Origin of the sequence: Cryobacterium sp. Hz7 (genome assembly GCF_004402815.1) — a bacterium.
Classification (GTDB): Bacteria; Actinomycetota; Actinomycetes; order Actinomycetales; family Microbacteriaceae; genus Cryobacterium; species Cryobacterium sandaracinum.
In genome coordinates, this window is record NZ_SOFB01000049.1 from 252,069 (window position 1) to 273,234 (window position 21,166).

General features: G+C 68.7%; 16 protein-coding genes. 13 read left to right on the forward strand and 3 right to left on the reverse strand.

The window, feature by feature from the left end; genetic code table 11:
- Positions 1-48: 48 nt before the first annotated feature.
- The 4 genes from E3N86_RS11460 to E3N86_RS11475 are packed head-to-tail and all read left to right on the forward strand — an operon-like array spanning position 49 to position 3,249.
- Positions 49-903: an ABC transporter ATP-binding protein gene (locus E3N86_RS11460; protein WP_134511969.1), complete on the forward strand. Its 855-nt coding sequence runs from the start codon at positions 49-51 to the stop codon at positions 901-903.
- Positions 900-1,586: an ABC transporter permease gene (locus E3N86_RS11465; RefSeq protein WP_134511970.1), complete on the forward strand. Its 687-nt coding sequence runs from the start codon at positions 900-902 to the stop codon at positions 1,584-1,586. Before E3N86_RS11460 ends, E3N86_RS11465 begins: the two co-directional genes overlap by 4 nt.
- On the forward strand, positions 1,583-2,323 hold the full coding sequence (locus tag E3N86_RS11470; protein ID WP_104100018.1) for an ABC transporter permease: 741 nt from the start codon (positions 1,583-1,585) through the stop codon (positions 2,321-2,323). Before E3N86_RS11465 ends, E3N86_RS11470 begins: the two co-directional genes overlap by 4 nt.
- Positions 2,323-3,249, forward strand: a complete 927-nt coding sequence (locus E3N86_RS11475; RefSeq protein ID WP_104100017.1) for an ABC transporter substrate-binding protein — start codon at positions 2,323-2,325, stop codon at positions 3,247-3,249. The genes E3N86_RS11470 and E3N86_RS11475 overlap by 1 nt, the downstream gene beginning before the upstream one ends.
- 214 nt (positions 3,250-3,463) lie before the next feature.
- Here E3N86_RS11475 and E3N86_RS11480 read toward each other — a convergent pair whose 3' ends face one another.
- Both E3N86_RS11480 and E3N86_RS11485 read right to left on the reverse strand, forming a co-directional pair.
- A complete protein-coding gene (locus E3N86_RS11480; protein ID WP_104100016.1) occupies positions 3,464-4,402 on the reverse strand; it encodes a M56 family metallopeptidase in 939 nt (312 codons plus the stop codon).
- Between the two features lie 61 nt (positions 4,403-4,463).
- Positions 4,464-4,850: a BlaI/MecI/CopY family transcriptional regulator gene (locus E3N86_RS11485; RefSeq protein WP_104100015.1), complete on the reverse strand. Its 387-nt coding sequence runs from the start codon at positions 4,848-4,850 to the stop codon at positions 4,464-4,466.
- A 97-nt stretch (positions 4,851-4,947) separates the two neighbouring features.
- Here E3N86_RS11485 and E3N86_RS11490 point away from each other — a divergent pair, with 97 nt between their 5' ends.
- The 4 genes from E3N86_RS11490 to cydC are packed head-to-tail and all read left to right on the forward strand — an operon-like array spanning position 4,948 to position 10,794.
- Entirely contained in the window at positions 4,948-6,360 is a 1,413-nt protein-coding gene (locus tag E3N86_RS11490) for a cytochrome ubiquinol oxidase subunit I (RefSeq protein WP_104100014.1), read from the forward strand.
- Positions 6,361-6,369: 9 nt separating this feature from the next.
- The gene (cydB, locus tag E3N86_RS11495) at positions 6,370-7,386 is read left to right on the forward strand and encodes a cytochrome d ubiquinol oxidase subunit II (protein ID WP_134511971.1); all 1,017 of its coding nucleotides are present in this window, start codon (positions 6,370-6,372) and stop codon (positions 7,384-7,386) included.
- Positions 7,387-7,391: 5 nt separating this feature from the next.
- Entirely contained in the window at positions 7,392-9,056 is a 1,665-nt protein-coding gene (gene cydD / locus E3N86_RS11500; RefSeq protein ID WP_134415204.1) for a thiol reductant ABC exporter subunit CydD, read from the forward strand.
- Positions 9,049-10,794: a thiol reductant ABC exporter subunit CydC gene (gene cydC, locus E3N86_RS11505; RefSeq protein WP_134511972.1), complete on the forward strand. Its 1,746-nt coding sequence runs from the start codon at positions 9,049-9,051 to the stop codon at positions 10,792-10,794. The genes cydD and cydC overlap by 8 nt, the downstream gene beginning before the upstream one ends.
- A gap of 41 nt (positions 10,795-10,835) precedes the next feature.
- Here cydC and E3N86_RS11510 read toward each other — a convergent pair whose 3' ends face one another.
- The gene (locus E3N86_RS11510) at positions 10,836-11,492 is read right to left on the reverse strand and encodes a DedA family protein (protein WP_104100010.1); all 657 of its coding nucleotides are present in this window, start codon (positions 11,490-11,492) and stop codon (positions 10,836-10,838) included.
- Between the two features lie 136 nt (positions 11,493-11,628).
- Between E3N86_RS11510 and E3N86_RS11515 the strand changes: the two genes are divergently transcribed.
- The 5 genes from E3N86_RS11515 (at position 11,629) to E3N86_RS11535 (ending at position 21,143) form a co-directional block, all read left to right on the forward strand.
- The gene (locus E3N86_RS11515) at positions 11,629-13,140 is read left to right on the forward strand and encodes a M20/M25/M40 family metallo-hydrolase (protein WP_134343364.1); all 1,512 of its coding nucleotides are present in this window, start codon (positions 11,629-11,631) and stop codon (positions 13,138-13,140) included.
- 286 nt (positions 13,141-13,426) lie between these two features.
- Positions 13,427-14,923, forward strand: coding sequence for an anthranilate synthase component I family protein (locus E3N86_RS11520; protein ID WP_134375032.1), 1,497 nt, complete (start codon positions 13,427-13,429; stop codon positions 14,921-14,923).
- Positions 14,924-15,001: 78 nt separating this feature from the next.
- Complete coding sequence (gene leuS, locus E3N86_RS11525; protein WP_134511973.1) at positions 15,002-17,584, forward strand: leucine--tRNA ligase; 2,583 nt, start codon at positions 15,002-15,004, stop codon at positions 17,582-17,584.
- 100 nt (positions 17,585-17,684) lie between these two features.
- Entirely contained in the window at positions 17,685-18,404 is a 720-nt protein-coding gene (locus E3N86_RS11530) for a helix-hairpin-helix domain-containing protein (RefSeq protein WP_134375031.1), read from the forward strand.
- A gap of 267 nt (positions 18,405-18,671) precedes the next feature.
- Positions 18,672-21,143, forward strand: coding sequence for a ComEC/Rec2 family competence protein (locus E3N86_RS11535; protein WP_134511974.1), 2,472 nt, complete (start codon positions 18,672-18,674; stop codon positions 21,141-21,143).
- Positions 21,144-21,166: the final 23 nt, after the last annotated feature.

Here is a 21,166-nt window from a genome sequence, read left to right on the forward strand (position 1 = left end):
CCTGCTTCCCGTGTTGTGTCGACTTCGGTCGAGAAATGAGCCATTTCCATGATCGAGTTCTGCTCGGTGAGCAAGCAGTTCCCGGACGGCACACTCGCCGTCGTCGATTTCAGCCTGACCCTCCCGTCGCGCCAGACGACGGTGCTCGTCGGCTCCTCCGGCTCGGGCAAGACCACCCTGCTGCGCATGATCAACCGGATGGTCGACCCGAGCAGCGGCACGATCGAGATCGACGGGGCCGACATCGCCCAGCTCGAGCCGGTGCCGCTGCGGCGCGGCATCGGCTATGTGATGCAGGACTCCGGCCTGCTCCCGCACCGCACGGTGATCGACAACGTCGCGACTGTTCCGCTGCTGCGCGGGGTGCCGAGAAAGAAGGCCCGCGCCGATGCCCTCACCCTGCTCGACACGGTGGGCCTGGACCAGACCCTGGCGGACCGGTACCCCAGCCAGCTCTCCGGCGGGCAGCAGCAGCGGGTCGGGGTGGCGCGCGGGCTCGCGGTCAACCCAAATATTCTGCTGATGGACGAGCCGTTTGGCGCCGTCGACCCGATCGTGAGGGCCGAGCTCCAGCAAGAACTGATCCGGCTGCAGAGCGAGCTCGGCAAAACGGTCGTGTTCGTCACCCACGATATCGAGGAGGCGTTCCTCCTCGGTGACCAGGTCGTCATCCTGCGTGACGGCGGACGGATCGCCCAGGTGGGGGCGCCAGCCGAGATCCTGGCGAACCCGGCCGACGACTTCGTGGCCAGCTTCGTCGGAGCGGATCGCGGCAAGCGTGCCCTGCATCTGGAACGCCGCGGCGACTCCGACCTGCTGCTCGACAGTGAGGGCCGCCTGGCCGGTGTGCTCGTGGAGCCGCGGCAGACCGCGCACTCCCCGGATCCCCAGGCTCCGCGGTGACCTGGTTCTGGTCGAATCTCGACCTGCTCTGGGATCGCACCCTGGACCACCTGATCCTCAGCGTGCCGCCGATCCTTCTCAGCTTCCTGATCGCCGTGCCGCTGGGCTGGCTCGCGAACCGGTACCGTGCCGGCCGCGGCGTGATCCTGACGGCCAGTGGGCTGCTCTACGCCATCCCGTCCCTGCCGCTGTTCTTCGTGATCCCGGCCATTGTCGGCACCAGCCTTCGCTCGCCGCTCAACCTGGTCATCGCCCTGACGATCTACGGCGTCGCGCTGATGGTACGCGTGGTGGCCGACGGGCTGGCATCCGTGGACAAGGATGTACGCCAGTCCGCTGTCGCCGTGGGGTATTCCGGCTGGAGCATCTTCTGGCAGGTTGAGCTGCCGCTGGCCGGGCCGGTGCTCCTGGCCGGCCTGCGGGTCGTGGCCGTCAGCACGGTCAGCCTCGCCACGGTGGGGGCCGTGATCGGCGCGCAGAGCCTCGGCAGCCTGTTCACGGATGGCTTCCAGCGCGGTATCCAGGCCGAAATCATCGCCGGGATCGTGCTGACCGTGGCGCTGGCGCTGCTGCTGGACGGCGCCCTCGTGCTGCTCGGGCGGGTTCTGCTGCCCTGGACCCGCCTGGCGGCGACCGACCGGAGGGCCGTCCGGGCCGCCCGGATCGCAGAGGCATCCGCATGAACCTGTTCGTTGACGCGGTGAACTGGATCCTCGACCCGGCCAATTTCGCCGGGCCGGGCGGCATTCCGGCGCGGACGATCGAACACTTGGTGTTCACCCTCGTGGCGGTCCTGATGGCGTCCGTGATCGCGATTCCGGTCGGTTTCCTGATCGGGCATACGGGTCGGGGACGCAGCCTCGCTGTAGCCACCTCCGGCGGGCTGCGGGCCATTCCGACCCTCGGCCTGTTGACACTGGTCGCGCTGTGGGTCGGGATTGGGCTCGGTGCGCCGTACGTCGCGCTCACGGTCCTGGCGATCCCGCCGATCCTCGCGGGCGCCTACGCCGGGTTCGAGGCCATTGACCGGTCCGTCATCGACTCCGCCCGGTCGGTCGGGATGTCGGAGAGCCAGATCGTGGGCACGGTCGAGATCCCGTTGGGGTTGCCGCTGCTGATCGCGGGCATCCGTTCGGCCACCCTGCAGGTCGTCGCCACGGCGACCCTGGCTGCCTACGTGGCAGATGTCGGCCTCGGCCGGTTCCTGTTCGCCGGGTTGAAAACCCGCGACTACGCGGAGATGCTGGGCGGGTCACTGCTCGTGATCCTGCTCGCCCTCGTCCTCGAGGGAATATTCACTGTTGTTCAGCGACTTGTTGTTCCCAGAGGCGTCGCATCCCAACGTCCCCCAGTCGACCGTGCCAGGTCAGCCCGACCTGTCCCGGGGATTGATCCCGCCATCACGAAAGGAACCCACTAATGTTCACAGCTCACAGAGGCCGGCTCGCGGCGGTCGCCGCGGTCGCGGTTGGGGCCGTCGTAGCCCTTGCAGGGTGTGCGTCCGGTGACCCGCTGGACAGCGGAAGTAACGCCGACGAGGGGTCCGCCACCCTGGTCGTCGGTTCGCAGGACTACTACTCGAACGAGATCATCGCCGAAATCTACGCCCTGGCGTTGGAGGGGAACGGCTTCACGGTCGACCGCCAGTTCAAGATCGGCCAGCGCGAGGTCTACCTGCCCGAGATCGAATCCGGTGCCATCGACGTCTTCCCCGAGTACAGCGGCAGCCTGCTGCAGGCCCTGAATGCAGATGCCGCGGGCGGCACCGCCGACGAGACCTACGCGCAGCTGCAGGACGAGCTGCCCGAGGGGCTGAGCGTGCTCGACATGGCCTCGGCCACGGACCAGAACTCCTGGACCGTCACGCAGGCCTTCGCCGACAAGTACAGCCTGACTGACATCGCGTCGCTCGCCGATGTCACCGAGCCGATCACCGTCGGCGGACCGTCCGAACTTCAGACCCGCCCCTACGGACCGACGACCCTGACGGAGAAGTACGGCATCCCCATCGCCGGCTTCACGCCCATTGAGGATGGTGGCGGCCCGCTCACGATCAAGGCTCTCGTCGACAACGACATCCAGATCACGAACGTCTACACGGCCAGCCCGAACATCAAGTCGGACAGCCTCGTCGCCCTCGACGACCCGGACGGCCTGTTCTTCGCGGACAACGTCGTGCCCGTCGTGTCCGACAAGGTCGGCGGGAAGGCCGCCGACGTGCTCAACGCCGTCAGTGCCGCTCTGACCGCCGAGGACCTGGTGGGCCTCAACTCCGAGAGCGTGAACGACCAGCTCTCGGCCGAGAAGATTGCGGCCGCTTGGCTCGAACAGGCGAACCTCTTCTAGGCACCAGCTGACAGGCGCTGCCTGACCAATTCGACGGAGATTCTGCGCCTACGGGCCGGTTTTGGAGCAAAACAGGCTCTGGGGCCGAGAATCTCCGTCGAATTCGTTAGGGGCTGGGGCAGGGGCAGAGGTAGGCCCGGGCTGGGGCTGGGGCTGGGGCTGGGGCTGGGGCTGGCGCGTGCTCAGGTAGGCGCGTGCTCGGGTAGGCCCGGGCTCAGGCGAGGGACAGGAGCAGCGTCGGCAGCAGCAGGAGTGCGGCGGCGCCGGCTGCAACGAAAAGCACGGCGGAGGGCGTCAGCGGCGCCGGCGGGGTGATCAGGCGGCGAACGCGGGGTGTCACCAGGTCGAACGGATGGTCCGGGCCGTCGGCGAGTTCGACATCCGTTCCCAGCGGGTCCACCTGGTGTGCCGACCCGACCAGTGCGATCGCGGTGGCCAGCGTGCGGTCGTCGACGACCCGCCGGGCCTGGTCGTCGGCGAGCATCTCGACCAGCAGGGCGACCGCGTTCTCGGCGCGGTTCGCGATCGGGAACCACGGCAGTGCGCTGTGCCAGGACTTGAAGGCGAGCAGCACGAGGTGGTGCTGCTGCAACAGGTGGGCGCGCTCGTGTGCGATCACTGCGCGCAATTGGTCGGCATTCAGCAATTGCAGAAGGCCGCGGGAAAGCACGGTCGCCGACCGGGTCGCGCCAGGCAGGCAGTACGCGACCGGGGCGTCGTGTTCGATCACACGGGTGCCGGAGTGGCTCGGCAGAGGGTCGCTGAGCAGTCCGATCAGGTGCCGGTGCCTGCGGTGCTGGCGCCCCGCGCGGGAAAAGGTCGCGGCGAGGTTGAGCAGCAGATGGCTGCCGAGGATCAGCGCCGCGCACAGCAGGAGCACCGAGCCGAACGACGTGCCGGCCGGCAATGTGCCGGTGACGAGATGGCCCGCCAGCGAGCGGATGCCCTCGAACAGGTTCTCGCCGAACGGGATCAACCCGAAGCTGAGCAGCGAGCCGATCATCGAGAGCCCGCCGGCCAGGGCGATGGCCTGCCACAACACCAGGGCGACCGCGGGGGAGCGGGCCGGCCAGTCGGCGGTGGCAAGCCAGATCGGGACCGGACCGGCGAGCAGCACGGCCACGATCATGAGCGCTACGGCCGTGACGAACACGACTTGGCCGCTCTGACGCGTGCTGACTGGAGCAGGGACTGGAGCGGGGACTGGATGCCGGTCACTCGCGACCGAGAGGTACGGTGCCGAGGAGCAGGCGCAAAACGTCGGCCTCCTGCGGGGTGACGTCCCCGATGAACCGGGCGAGGGCCGCCTGCCGGTCAGGAGCAGAGCCGAGCACCTTGTGCATCAGCTCCGCGGTATGTTCCGCCCGGGTCGACACGGCCCGGTAGCGGTGCGGTCGGGTGTCTCGGTCGCGGGTGACGAAGCCCTTGGTCTCGAGGCGGGAGAGCAACGTGAGCACGGTCGTGGTGGCGAGTGGTTTGCGCCTAGCGGTGGCGGTCGTCGGGGTGAGTAGCCGATCCCGGAGATCGTTGGCAGGCAGAGACTCCTCGGCTTCCCACAAAACATCCATCAGCAGTCGTTCCAGCTCTCCCAAACTCCCCATATTGGGGAGTCTAGCGGGCGGCAATCAACTCTTCTACGTCTCGTAGAATAGTGATGTTCTACACAGTGTAGAAAAACCCGATGACGCTGGAGGGCGCATGAACGAGTGGCTGGATCCGTTACTCCTGTCGAGATGGCAATTCGGTCTGACTACCGTCTATCACTTTCTCTTCGTACCGCTCACGATCGGGCTGGCGTTCACGGTCGCGCTCTTCCAGACCGCCTGGGTGCGCACCGACAAGGCCAAGTACCTCGAGCTGACCCACTTCTTCGGCAAGATCTTCCTGATCAACTTCGCCATGGGCGTCGTTACCGGAATCGTGCAGGAGTTCCAGTTCGGAATGAACTGGTCGGACTACTCCCGCTTCGTCGGTGACGTCTTCGGCGCCCCGCTCGCCTTCGAGGGCATCATCGCCTTCTTCCTGGAGGCCACGTTCATCGGACTGTGGATCTTCGGCTGGGACAAGCTGCCCCGCGGCCTGCACCTCGCCACCATCTGGCTGACGACGGCCGGTTCGATCGCCTCGGCCTACTTCATCCTCGCGGCGAACGCGTTCATGCAGAACCCGATCGCGTTCCGCATCAACGAGGAGCGCGGCCGGGCCGAGCTCACCAGTATTGGCGAGCTTTTGACCAACCCGATCGCCCTGGCCTCCTTCCCGCACACGATCTTCGCCTGCTTCATGGTGTCGTCAGGCCTCGTCATCTCGGTGGCCGCCTGGCACCTGCTGCGCAAGCAGCACGAGGAATCCATGCGTCCCGCACTCAAGTTGGGCATGTGGATGATGGTTGTCTCCGGTGCGCTCACCACCTTCTTCGGCGACTCGCTGAGCCTGGCCATGACCGCGGCCCAGCCCATGAAGATGGCGGCGGCCGAGGCGATGTACAAGACAGCGACGGGCGCCGAGGCATCCTTCTCGATCTTCACCCTCGGCACCCCCGACGGCGTCAGCGAATTATTCTCGATTCGTATCCCATACCTTTTGTCGTTCCTGTCGACCCACACCCTCAACGGCACGGTCGAAGGCATCGACAACCTGCAGGCGCAGTATGTGAGCCTGTACGGCCCCGGCGACTACACCCCGACCATCTGGATCACCTACTGGGCCTTCCGCTGGATGATCGGTCTCGGCATCGCCCATATCCTGGTTGCCGTCGTCGGCCTCTGGCTGACCCGCGGCGGGCGCAGCCCCCAGGCCACCTGGGTCTGGAAGATCGCTATCTGGAGCTTCCCGTTCTCGCTTCTCGCCATGAGCGTCGGCTGGATCTTCACCGAGATGGGGCGGCAGCCCTGGCTCGTGTTCGGGCTCCTGCGCACCGAGGACGGCGTATCACCCAACGTCAGCGGCGCCGAGATCCTGATCTCGCTGATCGCGTTCACGCTGATCTACGGCGCCCTCGCTGTCGTCGAATTCAAGTTGATCCTGCAGGCCGTGCGGAAGGGACCTGCCCCGCTGGCGGAACCCGACCCGGTTTCCGGCAAGGTCAAGCCACAGGTCACGGTCTACTAGGAGCGCATGATGGATCTCAACATTCTCTGGTTCTGGATCATCGGTGCACTCTTCATCGGCTACTTCGTTCTCGACGGCTTCGACTTCGGCGTCGGCATGTCGCTGCCCTTCCTGGGCAAGGACGACCTTGACCGCCGGGTCATCATCAACACCATCGGGCCGGTCTGGGACCTCAACGAAACCTGGCTGATCGTGGCCGGCGCAGCACTCTTCGCCGCCTTCCCGGAGTGGTACGCCACCCTGTTCAGCGGGTTCTACCTGGCCCTGCTGGTGATCCTTCTCGCCCTCATCCTGCGCGGGGTGTCATTCGAGTACCGGCACCAACGCCCGGAAGCAACCTGGAGGAAACGCTTCGACCTCATGATCGTGATCGGGTCTGCCGTTCCCGCTCTGCTCTGGGGTGTCGCCTTCTCCAACATCGTGCGGGGCGTGCAGTTGGACGCGGACTTCAACTACATCGGCTCCTTCTTCGACCTGCTCAACCCATACGCCCTCCTGGGCGGGCTCACCACGCTGCTCCTGTTCTTCACCCACGGCGTGGTCTTCATCTCCCTGAAGACCGAGGGGGACATCCGTCAGCGCGCTCAGAGGCTAGCCGTCAAGGCCGGGGTGGCCACCATCGTGGTGGCCGCCTCGTTCCTGGTCTGGACCACCCTTGCCTTCGGCAGCCTGGCCACCGGTGCCTTCGCCGCCCTCGCCGCGGTTGCCCTGATCGGGGCGTTCCTGGCGAACCTGCGGGGCGCCGAAGGCTGGGCCTTCACGCTGATGGCCGCGACGATCGCCCTCGCGGTGCTGACGCTCTTCGCGTCCCTGTTCCCCGACGTGATGCCGGCGAGCAACGATGCAGCCAACAGCCTGACCATCGAGAACGCCTCCTCGACGCCGTACACACTGCAGGTGATGAGCTGGACCGCCCTGTTCGCCATGCCCGTCATCTTCTTGTACCAGGGCTGGACCTACTGGGTTCTGCGCAAGCGGGTCAGCCGCACGACCGTCTCGGCCCACGTAGAGTCCGCCGGACACTAAACGGAATGCGCCCCTTCGATCCTCGGCTCCTCCGCTACGCGTCCGCCGCCCGGTGGTTCCTGTCGGTGGGTGCCCTGCTCGGACTGGCGCAGACTGTCACGGTCATCGCGTTCTCCTGGCTGCTGAGCCAGAGCATCACCCTCGCGTTGACGGGGGCCTCTCAGGATTCGCTGGCCTTCACCACGGCCGCCCTTGCGGGCGTGATCGTGGTGCGGGCCGCGCTGGTGTGGCTCCTCGAGGTGGCCGCCACCCGCGGAGCAGCCCAAGTCAAGAGCCAGCTGCGCCGCCAGGTTCTCGACCGCGTCGCCGAGCGCGGCCCGGATTGGCTCAGCGGCCGGGCCAGTGTGGGCGTCTCCACTCTGGCCACCCAGGGGCTGGACGCGCTGGACAACTACTTCGCCCGCTACCTGCCCCAGCTCTTGCTGGCGGCGATCAGCACGCCCCTGCTGATCTTGGTGATGCTCTGGCAGGACCTGCCCAGCGGCATCACAGTCATCGTAGTGCTGCCATTCATCCCCGTCTTCATGGTGCTGATCGGCCAGGCCACCCAGTCCGTGCAGCGGCAGCAGTGGGAGTCCCTGCAGCGGCTGTCGACGGGGTTCCTCGACCTCGTCGGCGGGCTCGGCACGCTCAAAATCTACGGTCGGGAGCGACGCCAGTTCGCCCGGGTGCGCTCCATCACCGAGGACTACCGCGGCCGCACTATGAAGGTGCTGCGGGTCTCCTTCCTCAGCGGGTTCGTGCTCGAACTGGCGGCCAGCCTGTCGGTGGCCCTTGTTGCCGTCTCCATCGGGCTGCGCCTGGTTGACGGAAGCCTCGCACTCGGCGTCGGCCTGTTCGTGCTGCTGCTGGCCCCGGAGGCTTTTCTCCCCGTGCGGCAGGTCGGCGCCCAGTTCCACGCCGCGGCCGACGGTCTGGCGGCGGCCGAGGAGGTCTTCGCCATTCTCGACGACGGTGCCGGGCCCCGGGCCGTGGCGACCCCGGCTGCCTCGACTGCCCCGTCTGGCGCGCGCACCGGAGCAGGCCCCGCGGATACCGGCGTGCTCCGGTTCGAGCAGGTCACGATCCAGCGGGGCACGGATGCCCCCGTGCACGACTTCAGCGCCGTCTTCCGCCCCGGCGAACTCGCCGTGGTCGTGGGCCCGAGCGGCACCGGAAAATCCACGCTGGTGGCCGCCCTGCAGGGATTCGTCCCCTTCGACGGGCGGATCCTGCTGAACGGTGCGGAGCAGACCCCGGGCACACCGCGCCCGTGGCTGGCGTGGGCCGGGCAACGGCCGGGACTGTTCCAGGGAACGATCGCCGACAATCTCGCGCTCGGTGACGCGTCCGTCGATCGGGACACCGTGGCCCGGTCGCTGGAGTGCGCCGGAGCGGGCGATCTGGAGCCGGCCACCATACTCGGCATCGCCGGCGAGGGACTCTCCGGCGGACAGGCCCAGCGGGTCGCAGCGGCCCGCGCCATCTACCGCGCTGAGAGCCACGACTGCGCCGTGGTCGTTCTCGACGAGCCCAGTTCGGCGCTGGACGAGGCGGCGGAGGCCTCTCTCGTCGCCGGCCTTCGCCGGCTCACGACCGAGGGGCGGATCGTGATCGTGGTCAGCCACCGGCCTGCCCTGCGGGACGCCGCCGACCAGATCGTTGCCCTGCACGAGGTGGCCCATGTCTGATTCCGGACCCAGCCCGAGCGGGATCGCCGGCCCCCGGCCGGCCGGCCGGGCCGAGGTGCGCGCCGTCCTGCGCCTGGCCCAGCCGCCTGCCCGCCGGTTCGCCCCCGGCCTGGCCGCGGGCGTGCTGAGCGCGGTCTTCGCGGTGGCCCTCCTGGCGTCGTCGGCGTGGCTGATCACCCGAGCCGCCGAGCAACCGCCGGTCATGTTCCTCTCGATGGCGGTCGTCGGGGTGCGTGCGTTCGCCCTCGGCCGGTCTGCGTTCCGCTACCTCGAGCGTCTGGCCAGCCACGACGCCGCATTCCGCCAGCTGGCTGACCTGCGCGTGGGCATCTTCTCCCGGATCCTGCCGCTCTCCCCGGCCGGCCTCGGAGGCACGAGCCGCGGCGACCTGCTCAGTCGCCTCGTGCGCGACGTCGACGACCTGCAGGACTTCCCGCTGCGGGTGGTGCAGCCTCTGGCCACGGCGGGGATCCTCTTGAGCGTGAGCGTGGTCGGGGTCTGGCTGGTTCTCCCCGCCGCCGGTGTCACGCTGGCGCTGGCGCTCCTCGTTGCCGGTCTGCTCGCCACCGTCACCTCCAGCGCGCTGTCCGCCCGGTCGGAGCGCCAGCTTGCACCCCTCCGCGGAGCCCTCGCCGGCGAGGTGCTCGAGGTGGTGGAGAACCTCGACGTGCTGAGCGCCTTCGGGGCCCTCGATGCCCGCCTGGCCACCCTTGCGGCGGCCGACGACCGGCTGCGCCGGGCCTCCCTGCGCCGGTCGCTGGGCGTGGGCGTGCAGGGAGCCGTGCTGTCACTGTTCGCGGGTCTGGCGACGGTCGCCGCGCTCCAGGTCGGCATTCCGGCCCTCTCCGGGCCGGCTGGCCTCAGCGGACCGGGCTTCGTCGTGGTCGTGCTCGTGCCCATGGCGGTGTTCGAGGTGTTCGGAATGATCCCGCTCGCGCTCGGCGTCTGGCGCCAGGTGCGCTCCAGCGCCGCGCGGGTGGCGACGGCGGTGCCGACCAGCGTCCCCACGGAGATCCCGGCGGAGTCGGTAACCGAGCCGACGGATGCGCCGGCGGATGCGATGTCCACCACGAGCGTCAGCGCCCACCCGGTGCTCGAACTCACCGACGTGGGTGCCCGCTGGCCCGGTTCCGTTACCCCGGCGGTCACGGGCATCACCCTGCGCCTGGCGCCGGGGGACCGCGTGCACCTGGCAGGGCCGAGCGGCGCCGGCAAGACCACCCTGGCCCAGACCCTGGTGCGCTTCCTCGACTACACGGGCTCGTACCGGCTCGACGGCGTCGAGGCGCGCACGCTGGCCCCGGCCGAGGTGCGTCGCCGGGTGGGACTGTGCGAACAGCGTCCCTGGCTCTTCGACGACAGCATCCGTCAGAACCTGCTCTTCGCCCGCACGACGGCCACCGACGACGACCTCGAGGCCGTGCTCGCCCGGGTCGGACTGGGGGAGTGGGCCGCCAAGCGTGGGGGCCTCGACGCCCGGGTCGGCGAGCGGGGTGCCCTGGTCTCCGGCGGTCAGGCCCAGCGCATCGCGCTGGCGCGGGCGTTGCTGGCGGATTTCGCGGTGCTCATCGTCGACGAACCCACCGCCAACGTCGACGAGGCGCAAGGCGACGTGCTCGTGCGGGACATCCTGGTCACGGCGGCGGAGGACGGCCGTGCGGTGCTGCTCATCTCACACACGCCGGTGCCGGACGACCTGATCACCGCGAGGGTCGTCGTGCCCGAACCTGCCCGCTGAACTTGACAGCCGAACGAGGGGTCGCCCGACCGAGCGTGCGGTCAGACGACCGGAGGCTCCGGCTGTTCCATGTGTCGCTCCTCGCGGCGGTGCAGCCAGCGTTTGACCAGGAACACGAGCAGCACGAAGAGCGCGATCGCGCCGACGAAGAGGTATCCGGCGAAGTGGAGCCGGTCGGAGAGCTCGCGGTAGCCTTCGGCGGCGGCCGAACCGATCGACACGTAGGCCACCGCCCAGATCACGCAGGCCGGCACGGTCCACTTCATGAAGGTGCGGTAGGGCATCGGGCTCATCCCCACGGTCAGCGGGATCAGCGAGTGCAGCACGGGCAGGAACCGCGACAGGAACACGGCGATGCCGCCGCGCCGTGCCAGGTAGATCTCGGCCCGGGCCCAGTTGCGTTCCCCGAGCCGGCGCCCGAGGCGGCTCATCCGGATCCACGGCCCGAAGTGGCGGCCGAGCGCGAAGCCGATGCTCTCGCCGATCAGGGCTCCGACGATCACCGCGGCGACGAGCCCCAGGAACTCGGCCGTGTTGCTCACCGCGGTGCTCGCCACGATCACGATGGAATCGCCCGGCACGACCAGGCCGACGAGAACGGATGTCTCCAGCAGCATGCCGAGTCCGGCCAGGAGGGTGCGCAGCACCGGATCCACGCTGGAAACCGTATCCAGGATCCAGCTGAGGATATCGTTCACGACCCACAGCCTAAGCCGTGCACCCGCAGCGGGGCTGGGGACCTGCCCTTGCCCCGCGACTGGGGGATACGCTAGCGTCGCTGCAGGGCCGCTCAAGGACGACCGGCCCACGTTCGATCCAGTCTGAGGGACCCTCATGAAACAGAATCGGAATATTCGTCTCGCCGCCATCGGCACGGCCGTGGCCCTGTCGGTCAGCGTCGGGCTGCCCGCCTACGCCGATAACGGAACGGACACCGGCGCGCTGCGCGAAGCCGTTACGGCAGCCGGAATCATCGACCACCTGGAGAAGTTCCAGGAGATCGCGGACGCCAACGGCGGCACGCGTGCGTCCGGCACGCCGGGGTACGAGGCATCCGCCGTCTACGTCGAAGAGCGGCTTAAGGCCGCGGGCTACACGCCGATCCGTCAGGCCTACTCCTATGAGCAGTTCGTGCTGAACGCGGAGTCGTTCGCGCAGTTCACGCCCACCCCCACCACCTACGCTGCCGGCACCGACTTTGCCACGATGAGCTACTCCGGCTCCGGCACGGTCTCGGCGGCGGTACAGGCGGTCGACATCAACCTGGTCGGCGACCGGGCCTCGACCAGCGGCTGTGAAGCCGCGGACTTCGCGGGCTTCACGGCCGGGAACGTCGCCCTGATCCAACGCGGCACCTGCACCTTCCGGGTCAAGGCCGACAATGCGATCGCGGCCGGCGCCGCCGGCGTGATCATCTTCAACCAAGGCAACGCCGACGACCGCCTCGGTATCGTCAACGGCACTCTGGACGCCCCGCAGACCGCCGTTCCGGTCATCGGAACGACCTTCGCGCTCGGCGCGGCTCTGGCCGGGCAGCCTGCCCCGACCGTGCGGCTGGCCGTGGATGCTGAGGTCACCGTCACTGAATCCTTCAACATCCTGGCCGATTCGGCCGGTCGCGCGGACCGTACGGTCGTGGCCGGAGCGCACCTCGACTCCGTCGCCGAGGGCGCGGGAATCAACGACAACGGCAGCGGCAGCGCCGCCATCCTGGAAACCGCCATCCAGCTCGCCGCCTCCGGCAACGCACCCACCAACCGGGTGCGGTTCGCGTTTTGGGGCAGTGAGGAGGATGGACTGGTCGGTTCCGAGTACTACGTGTCACAGCTGACGAAACGCCAGATCAAGGCGCATGCCGTCAACCTGAACTTCGACATGGTCGCGTCGCCGAACTTTGTGCGCTTCGTCTACGACGGTGACGGCTCGTCCTTCGGCACCACCGGCCCGAACGGGTCGGCGCTGGTCGAGAAGGTCTTCCTGGACTACTTCGCCTCGCAGGGGCTGGCCGTAGAACCCACCGAGTTCGACGGTCGGTCCGACTACTTCGGGTTCATCGAGAACGGCATTCCCGCCGGCGGGCTCTTCACCGGTGCGGAAGACCTGATGACGGAGGCTGAGGCGGTCACCTACGGTGGCGTCGCCGGCGCACCGTACGATGCCTGCTACCACGCCGCATGCGACGACATCACGAACATCAATGCGGAGGTGCTGGAGCAGATGGCCGATGCCATCGCCCACACGACGATGACGTTCGGCGAGACCACCTCCGCGGTCAACGGCACGACCAGGGGCGGCGGCTCCGGCTCGACGGGGCTCCAGTTCAAGGGCAGCCTCGCTGTGAAGTAGCCACGCTGCAGCACCTGACGGAGAAAGGTGGGGACGCCGCCCGCGGGCGGCGTCCCCACTGCGTCCCCGGTGGGGTCGTGGGCGCTGTCCCGGCACCCAGATGAGTGGGTCCGAACGAATTCGACGGAGATTTTGCCCGGATCGGGCGCAGACACACGGGAAAAGCCGTTTTTCCGGAGAATCTCCGTCGAATTCGTTCCAGACACGGCACCGAGTTCGGCAAGCGTGCGGCCGGGGCGGCAGATCGCTGCACTCCGGGGAGAATCAGGGCACCTAGGCTGGGTGTGTGACCGGGCCGACTCAGAGCATCCTCCTGCCCGAGTGGTGGGATCCGGCCCGCGTCTTCGACACCCTCTACCGCAACAGCCCGTACGCGTTCTGGTTGGATGCGGGCAACGCCGCCGAAACCGGCCTCAGCTATCTTGGGTCTGCGTCGCCCGGGTCCCGGTTCGTCACCGCCTCGGTGCCGGAGGGGACCGTGACGGTCTCGGTCGCCGGCGATCCGTCCGTGCCGGGCCACCTCTCACCCGGGACGATCTTCGAGTTCCTGCGAGCGGAGCCGGCCGGCTTCCCCGACGATGCCACCGAGGATACCGGCACCGACGATACCGGCGGCTTTCGGCTGGGCTGGGTGGGCTGGCTCGGTTACGAACTCGGCGCCCAGACCCTCGGCACGCCCGTGCACGACTCCCACTACCCGGATGCCGCCCTGCTCGAGGTGCACCAAGTGCTGGTGTTCGATCACGCGGCACGCACGGTCAGGGCGCTCGCTCGCCGCGCTTCCGGCGACGCGACGGATGCCCCGCAGGTGTGGGCCGATGCCGTGCTCAAGGCTCTCGCCACGTCGGAGCCGCCGCCCGCAGCATCCGCGACCCGGCCGGTCACGTGGCCTGTCGGCCCCGCTGCCGGCCCCGTTGCCGCTGCCGGCGCAGCCCGGTGGCGGCACGACGTGCACCACTACGCCGAGCTGATCGAGGAATGCCAGGCGTTCATCCGGGCCGGTGACGCCTATCAGCTCTGCCTCACCAACGAGATCCTGGTCGACGTGCGGCCGCATCCGGTCGACGCCTACCTGGCGTTGCGCGCCGGCAGCCCCAGCCACCACGGCGGGCTGCTGCGTTTCGGGGACACCGCCCTGCTCAGCGCCTCCCCGGAACAGTTCCTGACCGTGACCCCGGGCGGCCTGATCACCACGAAGCCGATCAAGGGCACTCGGGCGCGCTCCCGGATGGCCGACCGGGACCGCGAGCTCCGCGACGAGCTCGAGGGCAGCGACAAAGAGCGCGCCGAGAACCTGATGATCGTCGACCTGATGCGCAACGACCTCGGCCGGATCGCCGAGCTCGGCAGCGTGCAGGTCACGAACTTGCTCGCCGTGGAGAGTTACGCGCACGTGCACCAGCTGGTCAGCACGGTCGAGGCGCGCCTGGCCGCGGGGCTGACCGGGGTGGATGCCGTTGCGTCCTGCTTCCCCGCCGGGTCCATGACCGGGGCACCCAAGATCAGTGCGATGACCATCCTCGACGCCCTCGAGTGCGGACCGCGCGGGCTCTACGCCGGGGCCTTCGGCTATCTGGGGCGAAACGGCGCGGTCGACCTGGCCATGGTCATCCGCAGCATCGTGCTCAGTCCGGACGGGGCCTCCATCGGCACGGGCGGCGGCATCACAGCGCTGTCCGATCCGCTGGAGGAGATCGAGGAAACCCGGCTGAAAGCGGCGGCGCTCCTGGCCGTCCTCGGCGTTCCTCGATCCGGAGCCGCCACGGGCCAGGGCCAGGTTTAGTAACCTAAGAGCTTGGACGCCGCCTCCGCGCGGCCCTGTGCCTGCTGGCGCAATCCCCACTGCAACGAAGAGAGTCACGTGGCACACGAGTACGACCACACCCGCACCGGCCAGGACAGCGAAGAAAAAGTTTACGATTTCGCCGCCATCCAGGCGAAGTGGCAGCCGATCTGGGAAGAGCTCGACCCCTTCCGCACGAACGATCCCGACGACGTTCGTCCGCGCAAGTACGTGCTCGACATGTTCCCGTATCCCTCCGGCGACCTGCACATGGGCCACGCCGAGGTCTACGCGCTCGGCGACATCGTCGCCCGGTACTGGCGTCAGCAGGGCTTCAACGTGCTACACCCCATCGGCTGGGACTCCTTCGGGCTGCCCGCGGAAAACGCCGCGATCAAGCGCGGCATCGACCCGCGCGGCTGGACCTACGACAACATTGCGCAGCAGAAGAAGAGCATGAAGCTCTACGCGGCATCCTTCGACTGGTCCCGCGAGCTGCACACCAGCGACCCCGAATACTATAAGTGGAACCAGTGGCTGTTCCTGCAGCTGTACAAGAAGGGCCTCGCCTACCGCAAGGACAGCTGGGTGAACTGGGACCCGGTAGACCAGACCGTCCTCGCCAACGAGCAGGTGCTCGCCGACGGCACCTCGGAGCGCAGCGGCGCCGTGGTGGTCAAGAAGAAGCTCACCCAGTGGTACTTCAAGATCACCGACTATGCGGACCGCCTGCTCGACGACCTGAATCAGCTCGAGGGTACCTGGCCGGCGAAGGTGCTCAACATGCAGCGCAACTGGATCGGCCGCTCCATCGGCGCCGACGTGGACTTCGTGATCGAACGCCGCGAGGAGCGCATCAGCGTCTTCACGACCCGCCCCGACACCCTCTACGGCGCGACCTTCATGGTCGTCGCCCCCGACGCGGACCTCGCCGTCGAGCTGGTCGCGGATGCCTCGCCCACCGTCAAGGAACGGTTCCAGGAATACCTGGTACAGGTTCAGAACAGCACCGAGATCGAGCGTCAGGCCACCGACAGGGAGAAGACCGGCGTGTTTCTCGAGCGCTACGCGGTCAACCCGGCCAACGGCGAACGCCTGCCGATCTGGGCCGCGGACTACGTGCTCGCCGACTACGGCCACGGTGCCGTGATGGCGGTGCCGGCCCACGACCAGCGCGACCTCGACTTCGCCCGCCGTTTCGACCTGCCCGTGGTCGTGGTCGTCGACACGACCGCCGCGGTCACCGGCATGATCCCCGTGATCACGCAGGACATGATCGACGGCACCGAGGAGCTCACCTCCCTCGACCCGGCTCGCACTGGCATCGCACTGACCGGGGAAGGCCGCCTGATCAACTCGGGCGCGCTCAACGGCCTTAGCAAGAACACCGCGATCAAGCGCATGATCGAGCAGTTGGCCGCCGACGGTACCGGCCGCGCCGCCAAGAACTACCGTCTGCGTGACTGGCTCATCTCCCGTCAACGCTACTGGGGCACGCCGATTCCGATCATCCACGGCCAGGACGGCGCCGAGATCCCCGTGCCGGAAGACCAGCTTCCCGTGTTGCTGCCGCCCACCGACGGCCTCGACCTCAAGCCCAAGGGCACGTCGCCGCTGGGCGGCGCGGCCGACTGGGTCAACGTGCCCAACCCGATCGACGGCACCCCCGCACGCCGCGACGCGGACACCATGGACACCTTCGTCGACAGCTCCTGGTATTTCCTGCGCTTCCTGAACCCCACCGACGACACGAAGGCGTTCGACCCGAAGGAAGCCGAGAAGTGGGCGCCCGTCGACCAGTATGTCGGTGGCGTCGAGCACGCCATCCTGCACCTGCTCTACGCGCGCTTCATGACCAAGGTGCTTTTCGACCTCGGCTATGTCAGCTTCACCGAGCCGTTCACGGCTCTGCTGAACCAGGGCATGGTCATCCTTGACGGGGCCAAGATGTCCAAGAGCAAGGGCAACCTGGTCTACTTCACCGAGGAGGTCGACCAGTTCGGCGTCGACGCGGTACGGCTCACCATGGCTTTCGCCGGACCGCCGGAAGACGATATCGACTGGGCGGATGTCTCGCCGGTCGGCTCCGCCAAGTTTCTGGCCCGCGCCTGGCGCGTCGCCCGCGACGTCACGAGTACGCCCGACATCGATTGGAGGTCCGGCGACGCCGGTCTCCGCCGGGTCACCCACCGCTTCCTGGCCGATGCGCCCGGCCTGGTCGAATCGTTCAAGTTCAACGTGGTCGTCGCCCGACTGATGGAACTCGTCAACGCCACTCGCAAGGTGATCGACACCGGCGTCGGCCCCGCGGATGCCGCGGTGCGCGAGGCCGCGGAGGTCACCGCCATGGTGCTCAACCTGTTTGCTCCGTACGCGGCCGAGGACATGTGGCAGCTCCTCGGCCATGAGCCGTGTGTCGCCCTCGTGCAGTGGCGCAAGGCCGACCGAACCCTGCTCGTGGAGGAGTCGGTCACGGCCGTCGTGCAGGTCGACGGCAAGGTGCGCGACCGCATCGAGGTGTCCCCGAAGATCTCCGGCGACGAGCTGGAACGCCTCGCACGTACCTCGGCCGAGGTCATCCGCCGGATCGGTGACCGCGAGATCATGAACGTGATCGTGCGCGCGCCGAAACTCGTCAGCATCGTCACCCGCGGCCAGTAGCACCGCCTGCCTCGCCTCCCCAGGGCGGCACCTCGCGGCGCCGCCCACAGTGTACGGCCGTCCGCTGGGGGACCGGCACCCGTCGGCTTAGCCTGCGGGGATGGAGCCTGACCCGGTAATCGCGGCACTCGACCGCCTGGCCCCGAGCGCGCAGGGGCGCGCTCCTGCGCGCGTGCGCATCGGGGTGGGCGCAGCCGTCGTGCTGTTGATATTGGCGTTGGCCACCGCGGTAATCGTGTCCGCGCTCGGTCAGCAGGCCGGGCACCAGGTGGTGTCCCCGGCGCACCCGACCGCGGGTTCGGGTTCCGGTGGAGCCGACAGCGGCCCGGACCCGAGTTCCTCGGGGGCAGCCTCGGCATCCGGTGCCCTCATCTTGGTTCATGTGCTCGGCGCCGTGCGGCGTCCCGGTCTCTTCGAACTCTCCACCGGTGCCCGGGTGATGGATGCCGTGGCCGCCGCCGGCGGGCTGACCGAGACCGCCGATCCGGCCGGCACCAATCTCGCTCGCAAGGTCAGCGACGGCGAGCAGCTCTACCTGCCCCAGCTCGGCGAAGTCCCCGAGGGACCGCCGCCGGGCAGCGGTGCATCCCTCGGCGGCGCATCCGACCCAGGTGGCGGCGGCCCGGCGGTCCTGGTCAACCTCAACACGGCCAGCCTGGCCGACCTCGACACCCTGCCGCGCATCGGCCCGGCCATGGCCCAGCGCATTCTGGACTTCCGCGACGCCAACGGGCCGTTCGCGGCCGTCGAGGACCTGCGCAATGTCACCGGTATCGGTGAGAAGACGTTCGAGGGGCTCAGAGCCCTGATCACCGTGTGAGAGTGGCCGTGAACGGAGGGTGCCTGAAGTCCTGACGCATCGGTGCGGCGGGCGTATCCGGTGCTTGAAAACTGACCGACTGGCGGCAATGGGCGCCGTCGGCGGCCTGCTCGCGGGCTGAAGCGTGTCGTTTTTGACGAGCCGCTCCGTCGCCGCGGACCGGTGGCGAGGTCACCGGGCACGCCTCCACACCCCCGGTCCCGCGTCAACCGGGCACAGATTCCGGTGGCCACCGGGGGGAGCCGCGGGCGCACCTAGCCTCCCGGTATGGATTTTACGCGCGACATCGTAGCTCGCCGCCCGGATCACGGCATGACCGGGCTCGACCTGCGTCTGGTTTTCCCCGCGGCGACTGCCTGGCTGGCGGCCTGGTTGCTCATCGCCTTCCCCGGGTGGGCACCCGGCGCTCAGGCCGCGTTGTGGGCCGCCGCACTGGGCGTGGGTCTGGTTGTGGCGCGTCGACTGGTCCGCGCCCGGGTGGTGTCGGCCTGGGGTGTCGGCCTGGTCTGTTGCGCTGCGGCCGCGTTGATGGCATCCGCGGTCACGGTTGCTGCGCCCGGGCGGCTGCCGGAAACCGTGCGGGAGAGCGCCGCCCGGCAGGAGTCAGTGACCGTGCTTCTCACGGTGGCGTCTATCCCGGTGCAGACCCAGTCGTTCGGTGCTCCCGCACTCTTCGGCCCGGCTGGCTCTGACTCCGGAGCGTCCGCCCGGGTGCGCTTCCGCGGCACCCTGACCGGGATCGAGCAGGGCGAGGTCGCCCGGAAGGGTGCTGGGCGGGGTCTGTCGGTTCCGGTGGTCGTGTTCGCGGAGACTGCGAGCGGACAGGCGACCGCGCTTCAGATCGGCAGTGTCGTGCGGCTGGACGCCACCCTTCGGCTCACGGCGGCCGGGGATGCGGCATCCGCCCTGGTGTTTGGGCGTGGTCCGCCCGAGCTCCTCGTGACACCACCCTGGTGGCTCGGCTGGGCCGGGGAACTGCGCACCCTGTTCACGACCGCCGCGGGCGATCTGCCCGGCGACGGCGGTGACCTGCTGCCCGGCCTGGCCATTGGTGACACGAGCTCGGTCGAGGCAGACCTCGACGCGGCCATGAAGACGAGTTCGCTCAGCCACCTCACGGCAGTGTCTGGAGCGAACTGCGCCGTGGTGATCGCGGGCGTCATGCTGCTGACCGGGTTTCTGGGACTGCGCCGCGGCATCCGGATCGCGATCTCGCTCCTCACCCTGCTCGGGTTCGTGGTGCTCGTGACGCCCGAACCCAGTGTGCTGCGTGCCGCTCTGATGGCGACGATCCTGCTGCTCGGGATTGCCTCCGGTCGGCCGGGCCGAGGTGTGCCGTTGCTCGCACTCGTCGTGATCCTACTGCTGGCGGCCGACCCATGGCTGGCCCGCAGTTACGGGTTCGCTTTGTCGGTTCTGGCCACGGCCGGCCTACTCGTGCTGGCCGGGCCGCTGACCCGAATGCTGCATCGGTGGCTGCCCACCTGGCTCGCCGCCGTGATCGCCATCCCGCTGGCCGCGCAGCTGGCCTGTCAGCCGGTGCTCGTTCTGCTCACGCCCACCCTCCCGCTCTACGGGGTGCCCGCGAATCTGCTGGCCGGTCCGGCAGCCCCGGCCGCCACCGTCATCGGTCTGATCGCGTGCCTGCTCTTGCCCTGGCTGCCCGGTGTCGCCGGGGGAGTGCTCTACCTGGCCTGGCTGCCGGCCGCCTGGATCGCGGCGATCGCCCGAACATCCGCAGAGCTGCCCGGCAGCCGCCTACCCTGGCTGGGCGGCCCGCTCGGTGTTCTCGTGACCGTTCTACTGACGGTGGCCGCGGTGGCGCTGGTGATGCGGGGCCGGGGGCAGGTTCGGGCGCGCTGGCCGATCGCGGCGATCGCGGTGCTGGTTCTCGCCGCCGGAAGCTACGCGGGCAGCCTGATCGGGGCAGGCGTCGGCCGGGCCGTGGCCTTCCCCGCGGACTGGCAGATCGCGGCCTGCGACATCGGGCAGGGTGATGCGGTCGTCGTGCGCGACCGCGACCGGTACGCGCTCGTCGACGTGGGGCCCGACCCGGCCCTGCTCGCCGACTGCCTCGACACGCTGGGGATCGACCGAATCGACATCCTCGTGCTGACCCACTACGACCTGGACCACATCGGCGGGGTCGCCGCCGTGATCGGCCGCGTCGACACGGCGCTGGTCGGCATCCCGGAGAACGCCGACGATGAGCGACTGCACGATGCCCTCGCCGCGGGCGGTGCCGAACTGCGGGGCGCTGCCCGCGGCGACACGGGCACCCTCGGGGAGCTGCGCTGGGAGATCCTCTGGCCGGTGCGGGGCTCAGCGGTGATGCAGACCGGAAACGAGGGGAGCGTGACGATCGGATTCGACGGTCGCGGCATCCGTTCCCTGTTCCTCGGGGATCTCGGCGAGGAATCCCAAGACGCGCTCCGGCGCAGCTCCAGCCCGGGCGAGGTGGATGTCGTCAAGGTCGCCCACCACGGGTCGGCAGACCAAAGCCCGGAGCTCTATGCCGATCTTCGGGCAACGGTGGGGCTGATTTCGGTAGGCAGGGAGAACGGCTACGGCCATCCCACCGACACGGTCCTGGACATTCTTGCGGCCGCGGGCACACTGCCCCTCCGCACCGACCAGCAGGGACTGCTGGTGATCGCTCCGGGGCCAGGTGGTGGTGCGCTGACGGTCTGGAGCGAGACCGTGCGGAGCGAGACCGTGCCGGACACCGACCCCGGATAGTCTTAATGGATTCCGCACAGCCT

Coding starts and splice junctions, on each gene's coding strand:
- E3N86_RS11485 (WP_104100015.1), bottom strand. CDS start 4,850: ATGGGGAGTTTGGGAGAGCTGGAACGACTGCTGATGGATGTTTTGTGG.
- E3N86_RS11475 (WP_104100017.1), top strand. CDS start 2,323: ATGTTCACAGCTCACAGAGGCCGGCTCGCGGCGGTCGCCGCGGTCGCG.
- cydC (WP_134511972.1), top strand. CDS start 9,049: ATGTCTGATTCCGGACCCAGCCCGAGCGGGATCGCCGGCCCCCGGCCG.
- E3N86_RS11535 (WP_134511974.1), top strand. CDS start 18,672: ATGGATTTTACGCGCGACATCGTAGCTCGCCGCCCGGATCACGGCATG.
- E3N86_RS11515 (WP_134343364.1), top strand. CDS start 11,629: ATGAAACAGAATCGGAATATTCGTCTCGCCGCCATCGGCACGGCCGTG.
- E3N86_RS11490 (WP_104100014.1), top strand. CDS start 4,948: ATGAACGAGTGGCTGGATCCGTTACTCCTGTCGAGATGGCAATTCGGT.
- cydB (WP_134511971.1), top strand. CDS start 6,370: ATGGATCTCAACATTCTCTGGTTCTGGATCATCGGTGCACTCTTCATC.
- E3N86_RS11530 (WP_134375031.1), top strand. CDS start 17,685: ATGGAGCCTGACCCGGTAATCGCGGCACTCGACCGCCTGGCCCCGAGC.
- cydD (WP_134415204.1), top strand. CDS start 7,392: ATGCGCCCCTTCGATCCTCGGCTCCTCCGCTACGCGTCCGCCGCCCGG.
- E3N86_RS11460 (WP_134511969.1), top strand. CDS start 49: ATGATCGAGTTCTGCTCGGTGAGCAAGCAGTTCCCGGACGGCACACTC.
- E3N86_RS11470 (WP_104100018.1), top strand. CDS start 1,583: ATGAACCTGTTCGTTGACGCGGTGAACTGGATCCTCGACCCGGCCAAT.